The sequence below is a fragment of the Dyella sp. C9 genome, assembly GCF_003332825.1.
Lineage (GTDB): Bacteria > Pseudomonadota > Gammaproteobacteria > Xanthomonadales > Rhodanobacteraceae > Dyella.
This window is the reverse complement of record NZ_QIRF01000004.1, coordinates 311,056-327,269: the sequence shown is the minus strand read 5'-3', so window position 1 is coordinate 327,269 and position 16,214 is coordinate 311,056. Positions and strand designations below refer to the sequence as shown.

Annotated in this window: 13 protein-coding genes; 9 read left to right on the top strand and 4 right to left on the bottom strand. The window is 64.3% G+C overall.

All coding sequences use genetic code 11. The features are described from left to right. Positions 1–78: 78 nt before the first annotated feature. The 6 genes from DVU99_RS08295 (at position 79) to DVU99_RS08270 (ending at position 8,763) form a co-directional block, all read left to right on the top strand. Positions 79–1,272, top strand: coding sequence for an SGNH/GDSL hydrolase family protein (locus DVU99_RS08295; protein WP_198670230.1), 1,194 nt, complete (start codon positions 79–81; stop codon positions 1,270–1,272). A 527-nt stretch (positions 1,273–1,799) separates the two neighbouring features. Then, complete coding sequence (locus tag DVU99_RS08290; RefSeq protein ID WP_114239732.1) at positions 1,800–2,384, top strand: RNA polymerase sigma factor; 585 nt, start codon at positions 1,800–1,802, stop codon at positions 2,382–2,384. Then, complete coding sequence (locus DVU99_RS08285) at positions 2,381–3,400, top strand: FecR domain-containing protein (protein ID WP_198670229.1); 1,020 nt, start codon at positions 2,381–2,383, stop codon at positions 3,398–3,400. The genes DVU99_RS08290 and DVU99_RS08285 overlap by 4 nt, the downstream gene beginning before the upstream one ends. 122 nt (positions 3,401–3,522) lie before the next feature. After that, entirely contained in the window at positions 3,523–6,648 is a 3,126-nt protein-coding gene (locus DVU99_RS08280; RefSeq protein ID WP_114239730.1) for a TonB-dependent receptor, read from the top strand. A gap of 73 nt (positions 6,649–6,721) precedes the next feature. Further along, positions 6,722–7,621 (top strand): hypothetical protein, encoded by a 900-nt coding sequence (locus DVU99_RS08275; protein WP_114239729.1) that lies wholly within the window; start codon positions 6,722–6,724, stop codon positions 7,619–7,621. 32 nt (positions 7,622–7,653) lie between these two features. Next, entirely contained in the window at positions 7,654–8,763 is a 1,110-nt protein-coding gene (locus tag DVU99_RS08270; protein WP_114239771.1) for an alkaline phosphatase family protein, read from the top strand. Between the two features lie 175 nt (positions 8,764–8,938). On the opposite strand, the gene DVU99_RS20335 is transcribed toward DVU99_RS08270, so the two are convergent. Continuing rightward, positions 8,939–9,214 carry an energy transducer TonB gene (locus tag DVU99_RS20335; RefSeq protein ID WP_369333215.1) on the bottom strand — a complete coding sequence of 92 codons (276 nt, stop codon included), beginning with the start codon at positions 9,212–9,214 and terminating at the stop codon, positions 8,939–8,941. Positions 9,215–9,806: 592 nt separating this feature from the next. Continuing rightward, complete coding sequence (locus DVU99_RS08260; protein WP_232823510.1) at positions 9,807–10,880, bottom strand: hypothetical protein; 1,074 nt, start codon at positions 10,878–10,880, stop codon at positions 9,807–9,809. A gap of 576 nt (positions 10,881–11,456) precedes the next feature. Here DVU99_RS08260 and DVU99_RS08250 point away from each other — a divergent pair. After that, a complete protein-coding gene (locus tag DVU99_RS08250) occupies positions 11,457–12,299 on the top strand; it encodes an MnmC family methyltransferase (protein WP_114239769.1) in 843 nt (280 codons plus the stop codon). 17 nt (positions 12,300–12,316) lie between these two features. Here DVU99_RS08250 and DVU99_RS08245 read toward each other — a convergent pair whose 3' ends face one another. Then, entirely contained in the window at positions 12,317–13,291 is a 975-nt protein-coding gene (locus DVU99_RS08245; RefSeq protein WP_114239726.1) for a hypothetical protein, read from the bottom strand. 206 nt (positions 13,292–13,497) lie between these two features. Here DVU99_RS08245 and lldD point away from each other — a divergent pair, with 206 nt between their 5' ends. Then, positions 13,498–14,637, top strand: a complete 1,140-nt coding sequence (gene lldD / locus DVU99_RS08240; protein WP_114239725.1) for an FMN-dependent L-lactate dehydrogenase LldD — start codon at positions 13,498–13,500, stop codon at positions 14,635–14,637. Positions 14,638–14,646: 9 nt separating this feature from the next. Here lldD and DVU99_RS08235 read toward each other — a convergent pair whose 3' ends face one another. Beyond that, the gene (locus DVU99_RS08235; RefSeq protein ID WP_114239724.1) at positions 14,647–15,555 is read right to left on the bottom strand and encodes a LysR family transcriptional regulator; all 909 of its coding nucleotides are present in this window, start codon (positions 15,553–15,555) and stop codon (positions 14,647–14,649) included. Between the two features lie 146 nt (positions 15,556–15,701). Between DVU99_RS08235 and DVU99_RS08230 the strand changes: the two genes are divergently transcribed. Then, complete coding sequence (locus DVU99_RS08230; protein WP_114239723.1) at positions 15,702–16,214, top strand: SRPBCC domain-containing protein; 513 nt, start codon at positions 15,702–15,704, stop codon at positions 16,212–16,214.

Below are 16,214 nucleotides of genomic sequence, written 5' to 3'. Positions count from 1 at the left end.
GCAGCGCTTTTGATCAGTTCCACCAGCGCCAGCACCGCCCCCCCGGCGGATGCATGGGTAGGCACCTGGTCTGCCATCATGCAGCCGCCCTTGCCCGGTGCGCTCGACCATGTGGATGCGCAGAGCCTGCGCCTGATCGTGCACGCAAGCGCTGCCGGATCTCAGGTACGCATCCGCCTGTCGAATCTCTATGGCGACACGCCATTGAGCATTGGCGCCGCGCGCATCGCCTTACCCACCGACGGCGCGGACATCGATCGCGAGTCGGACCACGCACTTGCCTTCGCCGGGAAGCACTCGGTCGTGATCCCCCCGCACGCCACCGTAGTCAGCGACCCGGTGGCCATGCAGGTTCCCGCGTTGGCCGACCTCGCCATAAGCCTCTATCTGCCCGAGGCGACGCCGGTGACGAGCCTGCACATACTCGCGCAGCAAACCGGCTACGTTTCGCGCCCGGGCGATGCGACGGCGGCCGCACACTATCCCACCGCACGCAAGATCGACGCCTGGCCCTTCCTGACGGGCGTTGACGTGTTGGCAGTGCCCGCGGCATTCGCCGTGCTCGCCTTCGGTGACTCCACTGTGGACGGCGATGGTTCCACCGCGGATGCCAACCACCGCTGGCCGGATGCATTGGCCAAGCGACTGCAGGCATCGGGCCGTAATGTGGCCGTGCTCAACGCGGGCCTGATCGGCAACCGTCTGCTGTATGGAAGCCCAGGTGTGCCACCTTTCGGCAAGGCACTGGGCGAAGCTGGCGTGGATCGTTTCAGCCGCGACGTGATCGGGCAACCTGGCGTGAAGGTCGTCATCCTGCGTATCGGCGGCAACGACATCGGCTTCTCACACGGTGTGGCCAAGCCGGCGGAGTCGGTCAATGCCGCGGCCCTGATCGCCGGCTATCGCCGGCTGACCGCGCTGGCCCACCAGCACGGCCTGCGCGTCCTGGGTACGACCATTCCACCTTTCGAGGGCACCACCCTTCCCGGCTATTGGACGCCAGCCAAGGAAGTAACGCGTCGCCAGGTCAACGACTGGCTGCGCCAGAGCCGGGACTTCGACGGCATGGTCGACTTCGACACCATCGTGCGTGATCCCGCTCATCCGTCGCGCCTGTTACCTGCCTTCGACAGCGGCGACCATCTCCATCCCAATGACGCCGGTTATCGCGCCGAGGCTGCGGCCATCCCACTGGAGATAATCGCACCTCCGGCAATCGCCAAAGACCATGCTTCAGCCCATCCGGGCATTGGCATCGAGCAAAGTCCATGACCCGGTCGACCTTCGAGAAATAGGCCTGCTCCCGCTGCGCCGCAGTCGGCCTGATCTTCGACCAGAATGATCGGCTGGCAAGGGACCGGGTGCGCCCCGATGCAAAGACGGCGGATGGCCATCCGATAGCCCGCCGCCGGGAGACCTGGGCCATGGGGCATACCGGAGTATCAAACACAGGGTCGACGGCAGTGCGCCGACCCCATGACATGCGCACGTGAGCGGTCGCAGCTCCGGCATGTCTTACCCCGAGCTTGGATTCCAGCGGAATGGCACGACAGGCGTGGCTTCGGTCACCTGCCGCGACGACGGTGTTGCCATGAACGAGCGCAGCAGCGCCTGCAAGGCAAACGGATCCGCACTTGCTGAAGGGACATCGACGCAACTACCCAGAAACCTATAACGGAGCTGCCGGCAAGAACCCTACCTTGTGTTGTCCGGCGCTCGCACGTTCGGTGCCCATCGTTACTTGATCACCCGCCGTGCCATGACCCACTATCCGTGCGGGGGAGGGATGGAATGCGAACATGGCCAACAAGCAAGAGGGGGGCTGTCATGCCTTGCTGCCTGATATGTCGGTCGTAGGGCTGGATGCGCAGCACAGTGGCTTCGAGCGCTTCGTTCGCGACCAATATCGCGGGCTGGTGCAGTTCCTGCGTCGTCGCACGGCGACCGACCAGGATGCCGAGGACGCGGCGCAGGAGAGCCTTGCCAAGCTGCTGCGCTATCGGGAGTCGGAGCCGCGTGACGCCTGGAAGCCACTGCTGTACCGCATCGCCACCAACGTGGCCAACGACCAGCATCGCGCATCCATAAGCCACCACAGCAATGATCACCTTTCGCTGGACGACCAGGTCGTCGTCGATACGGCTCAGTCACCGGAGGAGCGGGCCAGTCGTGAGCAGGAAATGGCCCGCCTGTCACAGGCCATCCTGGGGCTGCCGCCCAAGTGCCAACGTGTCTATTTGCTCAAGCGGGTCCACGAAATGAGCCATGCCCAGATCGCAGAGCGATGCGGCATCTCCACGAAAATGGTCGAGAAGCACCTGGCCACCGCCTTGATGCAATTGAGAAGAGTCATGGACGAGTCGTCCCGGAGGATGACCACATGAAAAGCCAGGAAAAGGTCGCCTGCCTGACTACGGGCCAGCGCGCACATGACGATGCGGCAACGTGGTTCGCGCGTCGCCTGGAGCCAACGGATGCAGCCAGCGAACAGGCGTTCCAGCAATGGCTCGCGGCGCGACCCGAGCACGCGGAGGCATATCGCCAGGTCGAGCAGCTATGGAAACAAGGCGCCGACGCAAGCCAGCATCCCGACGTGATGGCGGCGGCACTGCGCGCGCTCGACGATACGGCGGAAGCTCGACGGCAGGCCCGCTGGAAGACGACAGGTGCCTTGCGCCTGCTGGCAGTCGCCGCCGCGATGATCCTCGTGGCAGGTCTCGCGGGTTTCGGCTGGCATGCCCTGCACGGAGACGGGACGCGCTATGTCAGCGAGGTCGGCCAGCGTCGCACCATCGAGCTTGACGATGGCTCGTCCATCACCATGGACACTGACACCGTACTGGTCGAACGATACGGCCGGCAGGAGCGCCGCATCGACCTGTTGCGCGGACGCGCGGAGTTTCGGGACGTGGCCGATCCCCAGGGCCGGCCCTTCATCGTGCACGCCGCCGGCGGCACCGTGCGTGCGATCGGCACCGATTTCCAGGTCGGCGTGAGCGATGCGGCGGTCAAGGTCGTGCTGTTGCAAGGCGCAGTGGCGGTGACCGCGGCCAGCGGAACGGCGACGCCAGATCAGGCCATACTCAAGCCCAGCGAGGCCGTGAGCTTCCAGCCGAGTGGACGGCTGGGCGTCGTCGAGGCAGCCGACCTGAAGGCCGCCAAGGGATGGACGCAGGGACGCTTGTTCGTGGACAGCTGGCGGCTGGGCGACCTGGTCGCCGAGATGAACCGCTACAGCAAGGACACCGTGGAACTGGGTGATGCCTCACTCAACGACATCCGCATCAGCGGTGTCTTCCATGCGGGTGACCAGCAGTCACTGGTGATGACGCTGCAGCAGGGCTGGCCCATCGTGGCCAGGCAGGATTCGAAGCACAAGGTCACGCTCTATCGCAGGTAGGCCATGCTTCGCGTGCGATGGGATTCCATCAAGGTAGGGTTCGGGCTCCGCATCCCGTTATGGACAGAGTGGCGCGTTGCAAGCCGCCATGTGTCCAATAAATAGCTTCCGGGGAGAGCGGAATGACTGTGGTTTCGAAGGGGGCCTGTACCTGGCCCCAGAACACGCGTGGCCGGTCGGTCACGATGGTGCGTCGCAACGTGCTCGCCAGTGCGCTGGCCATCGCTACGGCGTTTGGCGGCTTGTCGCTTGCGCTGGTTCCGCAGGATGCCGTGGCGCAGGCTGCCGGCACCACCTATCACTACGACGTGCCGGCGGGGAGCCTGCGCAAGGCGCTCGACCAGGTGGCCGCTCAGGCCAACGTGCAGGTGGTCTATGCACCGGAACTGGTGGCCGGCAAGACCACGCGTGGACTCAGCGGCGACTACGCCACGGCCGACGCGCTCCAGCGACTGATCGACGGCAGCAACATCCGGATCAAGGTGATCAACAGCAGCACATTCCTGTTGCAGGGGCCGGACGATACCAAGGCGGACGTGGAGGCGCCGATCGTGCCGGGAAAGCCCGCACAGACCCTTGACATGGTCAATGTCACGGGTTCGCTGATCAACAGCGCGCAGATCGAGACCGCGCAACCCGTCTACACCATTACCGCCAGCCAGATCCGCGACCAGGGTTTCGTGGACGTGGCCGACGTGCTGCAGAATTCGGTGATGTCGGTGGGCGGCGTCGATGGCCCTGCGCACAGCGGTGGCTTCACCCAGGGCGCGCAGACGGTGAAGCTGTTCGGCCTGTCGCCGTCCTACGTACTGACGCTGGTGGACGGCAAGCCGGTATCGGCGTTCGGCCAGCTCTACGGTGGCAAGTCCAGCTTCACCAACATCGGCAATATCCCGCTGTCGATGATCGACCACATCGACATCATGCCCGGCGGTGGCTCATCGATCTATGGTTCGTCGGCCATCGCCGGCGTGATCAACATCGTGACCAAGCAGCATCTGGATGGTGGCCAGGTCACGGCGCGCGTGGGCGCCTATTCCGACGGCGGCGGCGAAAACCAGCGCCTTTCCGCGATCTGGGGCCATCAGTACGGCAAGCTCAACATCGTGGCCGGCGCGGAGTTCTACAACGTGGCGCCGCTGTGGGGATATCAGCGTGATGACACGCGCGGCGTGGACGCCACGCCCAATGGCATCTTCACGCCCTCGCCCGTGGCCGAACTGCTGGAATATGGCAGCTCACCCAAGCCGTCCAGCAGCGTGAAGGGCTACTACAGCCCCACCGACGATTGCGCGGCGATGTCGGGTCTGTTCGGTGGCACGACGGTGAATACGCCCAACATCACCTCGCCCAAGCGCACGGGAACCTATTGCGGATCCGACGCGCTGCAGGGTTATCGCACCTACATCAGCAAGAGCCGCAGCTTCTCCGGCACGTACAAGCTCAAGTATGACCTCAACGACAATGTGCGCCTGTATTCGGACCTGCAGATGTCCTACCAGCGCCAGATGTGGAATTCGAGCGTGCCCTCGTGGAGCACTAACGACTTTCCGTATGGCCAGGTCGAGGACAAGAAAACCGGGCTGATCCTCGATCCGACGCTGTACCTCGCCCCCGAACAGATGGAGAACGGCTACTGGGGCGGGCGCATGCAGCACCAGCGCGATCTGGTGTACCAGGCGGACGTTGGCGCCAATGGCCACTTTGGCGACTCCGGCTGGGATTGGGATTTCTACATCCTGCACGCCAGCGACGACTCGCACACCGACAAGCCCGAGTTCTACGCGGACAAGATCGACGCGTTCTTCACCAACTATTTCCTCGGTCCGATGCTGGGCGTCGATAAAAAGACGGGCCGGCAGATGTACAACATCAACTACGATGCCTTCTTCACGCCGGTCACGCCGGCGGACATCGCCAGCTTCACGTTCGACGACAGCGCCGAATCCAAGGCATGGGTGAACAACACGCGCGCCACCGTCAGCAACAGCAGCCTGTTCAGCCTGCCGGGCGGCGACGCCGGTTTCGCCGCCATCGTGGAAGGCGGCGACGAGGCGTGGTACCAGACGGTGAATCCCGTGGATCTGGCGGGCAACGACTACGGCCACACTGCAACGTCCGGTGGCGGGCGCCGTAGCCACTACGGCTCGGCTTTCGAACTCAACCTGCCGCTGCTCAAGCAAGTGACGCTGGACCTCTCGGGCCGCTACGACCACTACAAGACCATCGGCGGCGGCACCAACAACAAGTTCACCTACAAGGGTGGCATCGAGTACCGTCCGTTCGACACGCTGCTGCTGCGCGGAAGCTATACCACGTCGTTCCAGGCACCACAGCTGCCGTCGATGTTCCTCGGAGTGTCCGGCTCGTACAGCGACGTGACCGACTACTACCAGTGCGCCCTCAACCATGCCACCAACTGCGAAGGCAGCTATGAGGTGGATGCCTTCATCAATCACTATGGCAACACCCATCTCAAGCCGACCACGGCACAGAGCTGGGATGCCGGTTTCGTGTGGTCGCCTGGCGAGCACTTCAACATCAACGCCGACTACCTGCACATCGCCATCCAGAACGAGGTGACGATGCAGGACTACGACACGCTGATGGTGCAGGAGTCGCAATGCCGCCAGGGCATCATGGACATCAGCTCGGTGACCTGCCAGCAGGTGTTGGGTCAGGTGCATCGCGATTCGGACGGCAACATCACGAGCATCGACGCGTACTACGCCAACCTGTCCAACGAAACCGTCGATACGGTGCTGGCCAACGCCAACTATGTCTTCACCCCGACCCGCATCGGCCAGTTCAGCATCGGGCTGAGCTACAACGACATCCTCAAGCACGTGTACCAGGAGTACCCGCACTCCGAAGTCATCGACCAGCTCGCCGACCCGTATTACTCGGCGGGCTTCAAGAGCACGGCGACAGCTACCGTCAACTGGGCCATCAACTCGCGGTGGAGTACCACGGTGTATGGCCGCCGCGTGGGCAAGTCGCCGAACTACGCGGCCTATGAGGTGGGCTCCGACAGCCCGGGTGCCGGCTACCTGCGCCCGCAGGTGCTGGTGAACTGGTCGCTGCGTTACCGTCCAGCCAAGTCGCTGACCTTGTCGCTGATGGTCAACAACGTGGCAAACAAGATGCCACCCAAGGACGAGACCGACACGTCGTACCCGTACTACATGTACCAGTTCTACAGCGTGAGCGGCCGTTCGTTCATGCTGCAAGCCGACTACGCGTTCTGAGTATCCCCGAGTAGTCCCTTAACGCCTGGGGCCCCTGCCCCAGGCTCTTTTTCCATGTCAAAAGGGTGATTGGGTGAATCCACGCGGTTTCCTCGGGGCCTTGCTCCTGGCGTTCGCCTGCGGCGCGCAGGCGACAACCCTCTACGAGGTGCGGCCCTCGTCCATCGATCCTGGCGTCAAGGCGTTCGATACGCCCAACGTGGTGATGTTCGATCCGCAGCAGCCCGGGCCCACGCCACTGGTCCTGTTCCTTCCCGGCACGCACGGCAAGCCGGGACGAAAGTCCGAGATGCCGCTGATGAACCTGATCGTGAAGCAGGGCTATCGGCTCATCTGGATGAGCTACGACAACGACATATCAGAGTCCAAGATATGCCCGAGGAGTCCCGACCCGGGTTGCGCGGAGGCGTATCGGCGCATGCGCACCTATGGCGAGGGCGAAGTGGCCTCGCTGTCGACCCCGCCGGCCGAGTCGATCGTCACGCGTTTCACCCGCATGCTGCAGGCACTGGACCACGATCACCCCGGCGAGGGTTGGGCAAGCTATCTCGTCGATGGCAAGCCCGACTGGAAGCGTATCGTGGTGTCGGGTCATTCACAGGGCGCGGGCATGGCGGCACTGATCGCCAAGGACCACGAGGTCAACCGGGTGGTGTTGTTTTCCAGCCCGTGGGACGACACGCATGCGCTTGGCCACGGCTCGCAGCCGGCGCCCTGGCTGTCGATGAACTCGGCCACGCCTGCCACGCGGTGGTTCGCCGAATACAACAAGCGCGAAGACACCGCCAAGCTGATTGCACGCGCCTATGCGGCGCTGGATATCCCTCAGGATCACATCCTGGTGTTCGACCTCGATCTGCCCGAGGACTTCAAGGGCGACCTCAAGGACAACCCCTACCACCCGATCACCATCCGCGACGCGCGCTATGCGCCGCTGTGGCAAGTGATGTTCGGTACGGCCCGGGAACTCTGAAGAACGCAGGAACCCATATGAATCAAAAGGCCATGCTTCGAACATTTTCGTCCTTCCTTCTCGGCCTGGCCGCGCTGTGGCCGGTCGCGAAGGCGGCACCGACTGCGCTGCCGGGCGATGTGCCGGTCAGGCACGTCTTCGTCATCGTGCTGGAGAACGAACCCTTCGACATCACGTTCGGCGCGCAGTCGCCGGCCCCTTACCTGGCACACGAGCTGACCCGCCAGGGCGCCTTGCTGGAGCAGTACTACGGCACCGGTCACAACAGCCTGGACAATTACATTTCGCTGATCAGCGGCCAGGCCCCAAATCCTGAGACCCAGGACGATTGCCGCGTCTTCTCGGAATTCCAGCCGTCGACCCACGCGTTGGACGACAGCGGCCAGCTCGCGGGACGTGGCTGCGTCTACCCCTCCACGGTGAAAACCGTGGGTGACCAGTTGCAGTCGGCCAAGTGGACCTGGAAAGGCTACATGGAAGGCATGGGCAGCGATCCCACCCGCGAGGCAGCGCAGTGTGGCCACGCCGTGATCGGTACCAAGGACGCGACGAATCACGAATCGCTGCATGACCGCTACGCCGACAAACACAACCCTTTCATCTACTTCCATTCCATCATCGACGATGCGCCGGGCTGCCGGGAGCATGTCGTTTCGCTCGACAGGCTCGCCACTGACCTCGCGCAGGCGGAGACCACGCCGAACTTCGCCTTCATCACGCCTGACCTATGCCATGACGGACACAACGCGCCGTGCATGAACGGTGAGCCCGGCGGCCTGGTGTCCGCCGACGCCTTCCTCAAGACCTGGGTGCCACGCATTACCGCATCGCCGGCCTTTCAGCGCGATGGCCTGCTCATCATCACGTTCGACGAAGGCACCGATGCAAAGGCATGCTGCGGTGAAAAGGGCCTGCCAGGCGGGCCCACGCCTGGCCAATACGGACCAGGTGGTGGCCGCATCGGTGCCGTGCTGATCTCGCCCTTCATCCGCCCTGGCACGGTATCCCAGGTGCCGTACAACCACTATTCGGCCTTGCGCAGCATCGAGCAGTGGTTTGGCCTGCCATATCTGGGCTATGCCGGCAAGAAGGACCTGCGGGCATTCGGCACTGACGTGTTCAACCAGCCAGGCCGTCAATGAGGCAGGTTTCCTGAATCGCGGTCACGCTCGCCAGGGCGGCTACGCCCTGGCTCCGACCACGCGAGAAAGTGATTGAACATTGGCACATCGGCATCGCTTGCCGAAGCGCCGCGATGATTACCCGGAAGACCAGCTGGCCCTGACTCCGAAAGCCCTGAGCTGTCAGCCCAAAGCGCTATCTTTCCTCCGGGCGAGGCGGATCCAGCCGAACAGGAACCCGTACGACGCCCTCAACGGCAACGCCATCCTTGTACCAGGGGTGAAATTGCCATTTCCACACAGTTGAAAGCGCTTTGTCGTCCAATGCCGGGTAACCGGAACTGCTGTCGACAACTGCCCGCACGACCCGGCCATCCTGGCTCACCGTGGCGCGTACGATGACCAGGCCACTCACCGGCGCCCCCGATGCATCGTGGGGCCAATCGGCCGCGATCGACGAGCCAGATGACATCCAAGCCAGCGATCCCGACAGTCCCACAACGAGCCATGAACTCCTGCCAAGGAGCGATCGCCTGATCATCGTCGTGCGGCCTCGTCGGAACGTACCGAAGCGATTGATGGGTGGGGGCGACGACCTTCCATCATCTGCTCCATGCATGTTTTTCTCAATCGACCCGTGGAGAAAATCTGCATGACCGTGAACCCTTGGCCAGCAAATCAACGGTGGCAGCCATATCGGTACCGTGCCCAATCATCCTCGTGGCGGACGATGCGGGAGCACGAGGCGATGCGGGAACCTTTCCCTGCAGGACGGCTCATGTCGGCAAAACCCTACCCTGAACACCCTCAGGTTCATCGATTTGGGGGCCAGACCTGATTCCCCGGCACCTCCATGACCGCCAAGGCGTGGCCAAACTCGTCTTCACGAGATAGGGCGAAAATGTCCGCTTGGGGTTGAACACCAACCATCCATCAAACCCGTTCAACTTGGCTGATGAGCACCATCCGTCGGGCGACGCCTTGTCATCGGATAGAGGTGGAAGCGCACGTGGACACCAGCCCGGACGGGACGACATCCGGACGCCGCGCATGATCGGCATGGTTCAATGCGTTTCGGTACTCGAGGAATCCGCGGGCTGCACCGGCTCGGCGGCTGCGCGCTGCGGCGTATCGGCAGGGCACCATGTCTTGAGGCGCTTACCTGCACGGAAAAGATCGATGCATTCACGCATCTCGGCCTTGAAGGCCAGATCGGGCGTGTTCACCGGGCAGCCGTAGGGCAGTGGCTTTCCCTCCCTGTACTCGGCGATGCAGCTCGAAAGCGGCGGCGCCTTGGGCGGATTCGGATTGTCGGCCAGTGATGGCGGCGGCAGGTTCAGGCGTTCGTCCTTGTCCATGGGCGAAGGTGGCAACGGGGGCGCGCCGCATAGCAAGTTGGTAGCCGTGCTCTTCTTGTTGGGATCGCAGACGCTTTTGGCGATCTCCTTGATCGCATCGCCTATATGACGACCCACCGCGCCACCGGCCGTCTCGTTCGGTGGCGGGAAATACTTTTCAAAGCGCGTGGCCTTGTAGTGCATCCGGTTGCTGTCGTGCTGCATGATCTGACGATCGTCGACAGGCTTGGCCTGCCCATCGACGGTAGTTGCCGTTGCCGGGACAGCAGCCGTCGAAGGCTGCAGGCGGATCGAACCATCCTTGGCGAACAAACTGATGGCCGAGGGCGCCGCCACGGAGGCCGCCGGCGCAGGCGTAGCTTCATGATCCTGCACGACCATGGCGTCCCGGCGGGGCTTCTCGTGCGCCACCGGGGCAACGGCGGCCGCCGCCACTGGCCGCGGTGGCACCGGACTTTCTGATCTCGCGGTTGGCTCAGCAGGCTGGGTGGCGCGCGGTTTGCTGGGGTGGTCGATCAGACGAACGATCATCGCCCGATCGGTATCGCGGTTCACCACCATCGGATGGAACGACCTCGGCTGCATCTCGTACCACAGCGACAACGCAAACAGCAGGTGCAGCACCAACACCACAATCAGCGCCAGCGCCAGCTCCGGGCGCGTTAGCGGCGGCTGTCGCCAGCGCCTGCGCCCCAAGGACTCACGGGTTTCGCTGTCGAGTAATGCCAGGCCGCGCGCACTCTCCTCCTGTCGATACCGAAGCTGCCCCGAACGCTGCATGACACCCCAAACTCAAGCCAATGCCCCACACGAAACATGCGCATGCCATCAGCGCGCGTTGCGACCAGCCTGACTAGACAGGGTCTTTCCATCAGGGTTCCCGGGACTGGCAGCGATCATCACGGCAAGAAACCGCGGAACGGGCTCGACTGGCGCGAGATCTCGCTGCACCGCGCCAGCGTCCAAGCACGGCCCGACGGATGCCGGAGGACGGCGCAAGGCCACTGGCTTGCGCCCTGCCAGTAACGTTGATCCGCCTTCACCCGCCTGCGCAGGAACGGCGGCAGCGCCGCAGTGAGACGGTTCGGTGCAAGCGGGTTGGTGGCCATGGCCGCCTCGGCAGTGGCGAAATCCACTTCACCGGTGGGCCAGTTCCCAACCCTCATGATGGCGCAGCCACGGGGCTGCGCGCCCGAGCCTCGAGATGAGCACATGAAGCTCATCCGGTACCCGCGCTGCGGGCACATCGTTTTACCGGCACAGGGCGCAAGCGGCGGATATGCAAAAATGTCGGCGCCACGCGGGACGTTCGCCCTCCCTGCGAGCCGCACCCATTTCATCCAGGAAATCCACACCTTGTCGCACTACGCCGGCCCCCTGCTCACCCGCCCCACCGCCGATGCCTTGCTCGCCGCGCGCGATGCCGGCGCAACGCTATGGACGGGTTCGCTGGACCTGGGCCAAACCCGGGGTGAAGCCTCGCTCGGTACCGACGGTTGGCAGTGGAAGGGCGAGCACTACCCCTACCCGCACAAGCTCAAGGATCGCAGCATCTACTATTGGGACGGCGAGGAATTCGCGACGGTGTCCCGCTTCTCCGGCTCGCTGATCAAGCTGGTGCCGACCGAATGGGGAGCGCCGACCTTCGAGATCGACGGCATCAAGATGCTGCCCACCGCGAAGGAATCGCCGTTCGAGGACGCACGCCGCAAGGTGGCGCTGGTGGAACCGCGCGGCAAGGCGTTGCTCGATACCTGTGGCGGCCTGGGTTATTTCGCGGCGTGCTGCCTGGAAGCCGGCGTGGCGCGCATGCAATCGTTCGAGAAGAATCCGGACGTGCTGTGGCTGCGCACGCTCAACCCGTGGTCGCCGGATCCCGATTCAGCTGCCGCAGGCGGGCGCCTGCAGCTTACCCATGCCGATGTCTCGCAGGCTATCACCCAGGTCGCCGACGCCTCGGTGGATGCGCTGCTGCATGACCCACCGCGTTTCGGCATTGCCGGCGAACTCTATTCGCAGGTGTTCTACGACCAGCTCGCGCGCGTGCTGCGCCGCGGCGGGCGGATGTTCCACTACACCGGCAGCCCCAACAAGCTCACCAGCGACCGCGACGTGCCACGCGAGGTGGCCCGCCGACTGGAAAAGGCCGGCTTCAAGGCGCAGCTGGCACTGGATGGGGTGCTCGCGGTACGCCGCTGAGCCCGATGGCGGGGCGCTTACTCCGCGAGCATCGTGTGGCAGAACGAGGTGTCATGGCAGGTGGCCCAGGCCGCCTCGCCCGGGTAATCCATGGTCAGCACGAAATGCCGGAACACGTTGGCTCCCAGTGCGCCATCGGGCCTGCGGTCCATCATCGAGGCCATCATCTGGTGAAACGCCGAGTCGGGGCGTTCGGTAAACCATACCGGGCCCATGCTGTAACCCGCCCAGACAATCTCCGGCACACGAATCACGCGCGAGGCATTCGCGCTGCCAAACAGGTCATCACCATGCTCGATCACCCGCCATTCGGGGTGCGCGCGATGCCAGCGCTCCAGCATCGAAGTGGTGATGTAACTGGTCACGCCCTCGCCCCTGGCCACCGGCTCGCCCGTGGCCACCCGCGTCTCGGCCGTGGGGTGGCTGGTGGCGCCGGTGTCCAGCAGCATGTCGATGGGCTCGCCGGCAACGATCATGGTCACGCGTGGAAAGCCGCGACGCAGCCCGTTGCGCAGGACGTCGAAGCCCAACGGCACGCGATGCGCCGCCGCACCGGCCGTCCAGCCGTGATCTTCCAGCACCAGCCGCTGCGCCGGGTAATCGAAGGTCCAGACGCCCTGCGTGGAAAGATAGTTGGCACCGAGCATGCCGTCGAAGGTTCCCCGTACGCCGGGCTCCGTCGGATAACGCGAGACGCCCTTGCACGGTCCGTTCGGCGCGGGCAATGGCACGCCACGGAATGAAGGGGGCACGTACTGCGGCACGCTCTCCTCGCCGAGGCTGCACGGTGCCATCGCCACGAGGCCTTGGCCCGCGCGGCTCCATTCACCCAGCCAGTACGTCCATGCACCGCCGCCGCCCGTATCCACCAGCAGCCTGAGCAACGATCCGTCACTCAGGCGCGGCGTGGCGTAGACATGCCCCGCCTCGAACACCGCCGGGATAGTCGTGCCCGCCTGCACACCGGAGCAGGCCATCGCCAGCGCAAGCATCGACCCACCTGTTCGCCACATCGACCACCGTGAAGCCATTCCACACTCCCTTGGGGAATTGCGCGCGTCGTTCACTGTGCCATGAGCACCGGCTTGCGCGCGAGTGCATCGACGCGCGATCGGCAGCGTCATGCCGGCGCAATCACACCGTCATGGCAGGAAGCATGGCAGTCTCCCGTCAGGGAACCGATGCCGGGATCTTTCGCATGATCATCTCCGCCCCCACCGACTACCGGGCCGCAGCCAGGCGCCGGCTTCCGCCGTTCCTGTTCCACTACATCGACGGCGGCGCCTTTGCCGAGCGCACGCTGCGACGCAACGTGGAGGATCTTGCGGACATCGCACTGCGCCAGCGCATCCTGCGCAACATGTCCGAGCTGTCGCTGGAAACCGAAGTACTGGGCCAGCACTTCGCCATGCCGGTGGCACTGGCGCCAGTGGGACTCACCGGCATGTATGCGCGGCGCGGTGAAGTGCAGGCGGCGCGTGCCGCCGACGCCAGGGGTATTCCGTTCACCTTGTCCACGGTGTCGGTCTGCCCCATCGAGGAAGTCGCGCCGGCCATCACGCGGCCGATGTGGTTCCAGCTCTATGTGCTGAAAGATCGCGGCTTCATGCAGAACGCGCTCGAGCGCGCAAGGGCCGCCGGCTGCACCACGCTGATGTTCACCGTGGACATGCCCACGCCCGGCGCGCGCTACCGCGATGCGCATTCGGGCATGAGTGGCCCCTACGCGGCACTGCGCCGCTACTGGCAGGCCATGACGCATCCTGTGTGGGCATGGAACGTGGGGCTGTGGGGGCGCCCGCATGACCTGGGCAACATCTCGGTCTACCGCGGCCATCCCACCGGTCTGGAGGATTACATCGGCTGGCTCGCCACCAACTTCGATCCATCCATTTCATGGAAGGACCTGGAGTGGATACGCGCGTTCTGGAAAGGACCGATGCTGATCAAGGGCATCCTCGACGCGGAGGATGCACGTGATGCCGTCTCGTTTGGCGCGGACGGCATCGTGGTTTCCAACCACGGCGGGCGCCAGCTCGATGGTGTGCTGTCCACCGCACGCGCGCTGCCGGCGATTGCCGATGCGGTGAAGGGCGAGCTGGCCATCCTGGCCGACTCGGGCATTCGCAATGGCCTGGACATCGTTCGCATGATCGCGCTGGGTGCCGATGCCGTGTTGCTCGGTCGTGCCTTCGTCTACGCACTCGCGGCACGCGGGCAGCAGGGTGTGGAGAAACTGCTCGACCTGATGGCCTATGAAATGCGCGTGGCTATGACGCTCACCGGCGCAAGGTCGGTGGCTGATATCACGCGGCAATCGTTGGCGGGCATGCCGTAGGCGACGCGCCTACGGCTTGCGCTGGCTTACTTCAGCCAGCAGCGTTCGAATCCAGCGATGCGCCGGCGAATGATGCGTGCGCTCGTGCCAGACCACCGACTTGGTAAAGCCGGGTATCTCCAGCGGCGGCTCCAGCACCGCCAAGCCTTTCGCCTGCATGGCAAGACGCCGTGGCACCACGGCCATCAGCTCGCTGTGCCGCACCAACTCGGGCAGCGCGAGAAAGCTGGTAACCGACACGGTGACGCGCCGCGACCGGCCGAGGCGAGCCAACGCCTCGTCGGTGACACCACTGAAACTTCCGCCGCGATACGAAACCAGCGCATGATCCATCGCGCAGAAACGGTCCAAGGTGAGCTTGCGCCTGCCCGCATAGGGATGGTCCTCACGCAGTACGCAGACGTAGCGCTCGTCGAAAAGCCGGCGCACATGCAGGTCGCCCGGCGCGCTGTCCGGCGTCACCAGCGCCATGTCGATCTCGCCGCGTTCCAGTTGTGCATGTACGCGCTGGTCCTGGATCGGAAGCACGGCCACGCGAATGCCAGGCGCGCGCGTTCTTATGGTCGCGAGGAACGGCAGCATCACCACCTGCAGCGCGTAGTCGGTCGAGGCGACCGCCAACGTGAGCTCGGCGGCGGCGGGATCGAAGGCCTGCGGGCGCAGCAAGGCCTCGATATCTTCCAGCACCTTTTTCACCGGGCCCGCCAGTTCCAGTGCACGCAGCGTCGGCACCATGCCGCGTTGACCGCGCTTGAACAGCGGGTCGCCTAGGCTTTCGCGCAATCGGGTCAACATGCCGCTCACCGCTGGCTGGGTGAGCGAGAGGCGTTCGGCGGCACGCGTCACGCTGCGCTCGTCGAGCAAGGCATCGAGCGTCTTGAGCAGGTTGAGATCGAGCGTCCTGATATCAGGCTGCATGATGTTGGAAATAAAGAAGCATCATTGGCCTTATATCACGATGACCACCATCATGAAGTGCACCCCACAGCGCCACGCCTGCGGCGCGACGACGACAAGCAGGCCGCGCCTTACCCACCGTCGCGGCACGACGCGAGGAGACACCCATGCATGAAATCATCTGGCCCGAGGACTACCTGCCGGGCACCACGGACAACTTCGCCTCCAACGAGGTCATCGTCGCCGGCCTCGATGCCGACCAGGTGTGGGCCCATCTGGACAACACGGCCGACTGGCCGGTCTATTACAGCAACGCCTCGGACATCCGCTTCCACGATGGCAGCGGCCCGCGACTCAGCCAGGGCGCGCGTTTCCACTTCAGCACGTTCGGCTTCCCGATCGAGGCCGAAGTGACCGAGTACCAGCCACCGGCCGCCGGAAAACCCGGGCGCGTGGCGTGGCATGGCTGGGCGGAAGGTGATGCGAGCAAGCGCCTGGACGTCCATCACGCATGGCTGGTCGAAAACCTGCCCGGCCACCGCGTGCGCATCCTCACGCAGGAGTCGCAGATCGGCGCACCGGCACAGGAACTGGCCAGGACCACGCCCAATCCGATGATCAACGGACACCAGGCATGGCTCGACGGGCTGGTGAGCTACTCGCGGCAACACGGCCGCTGA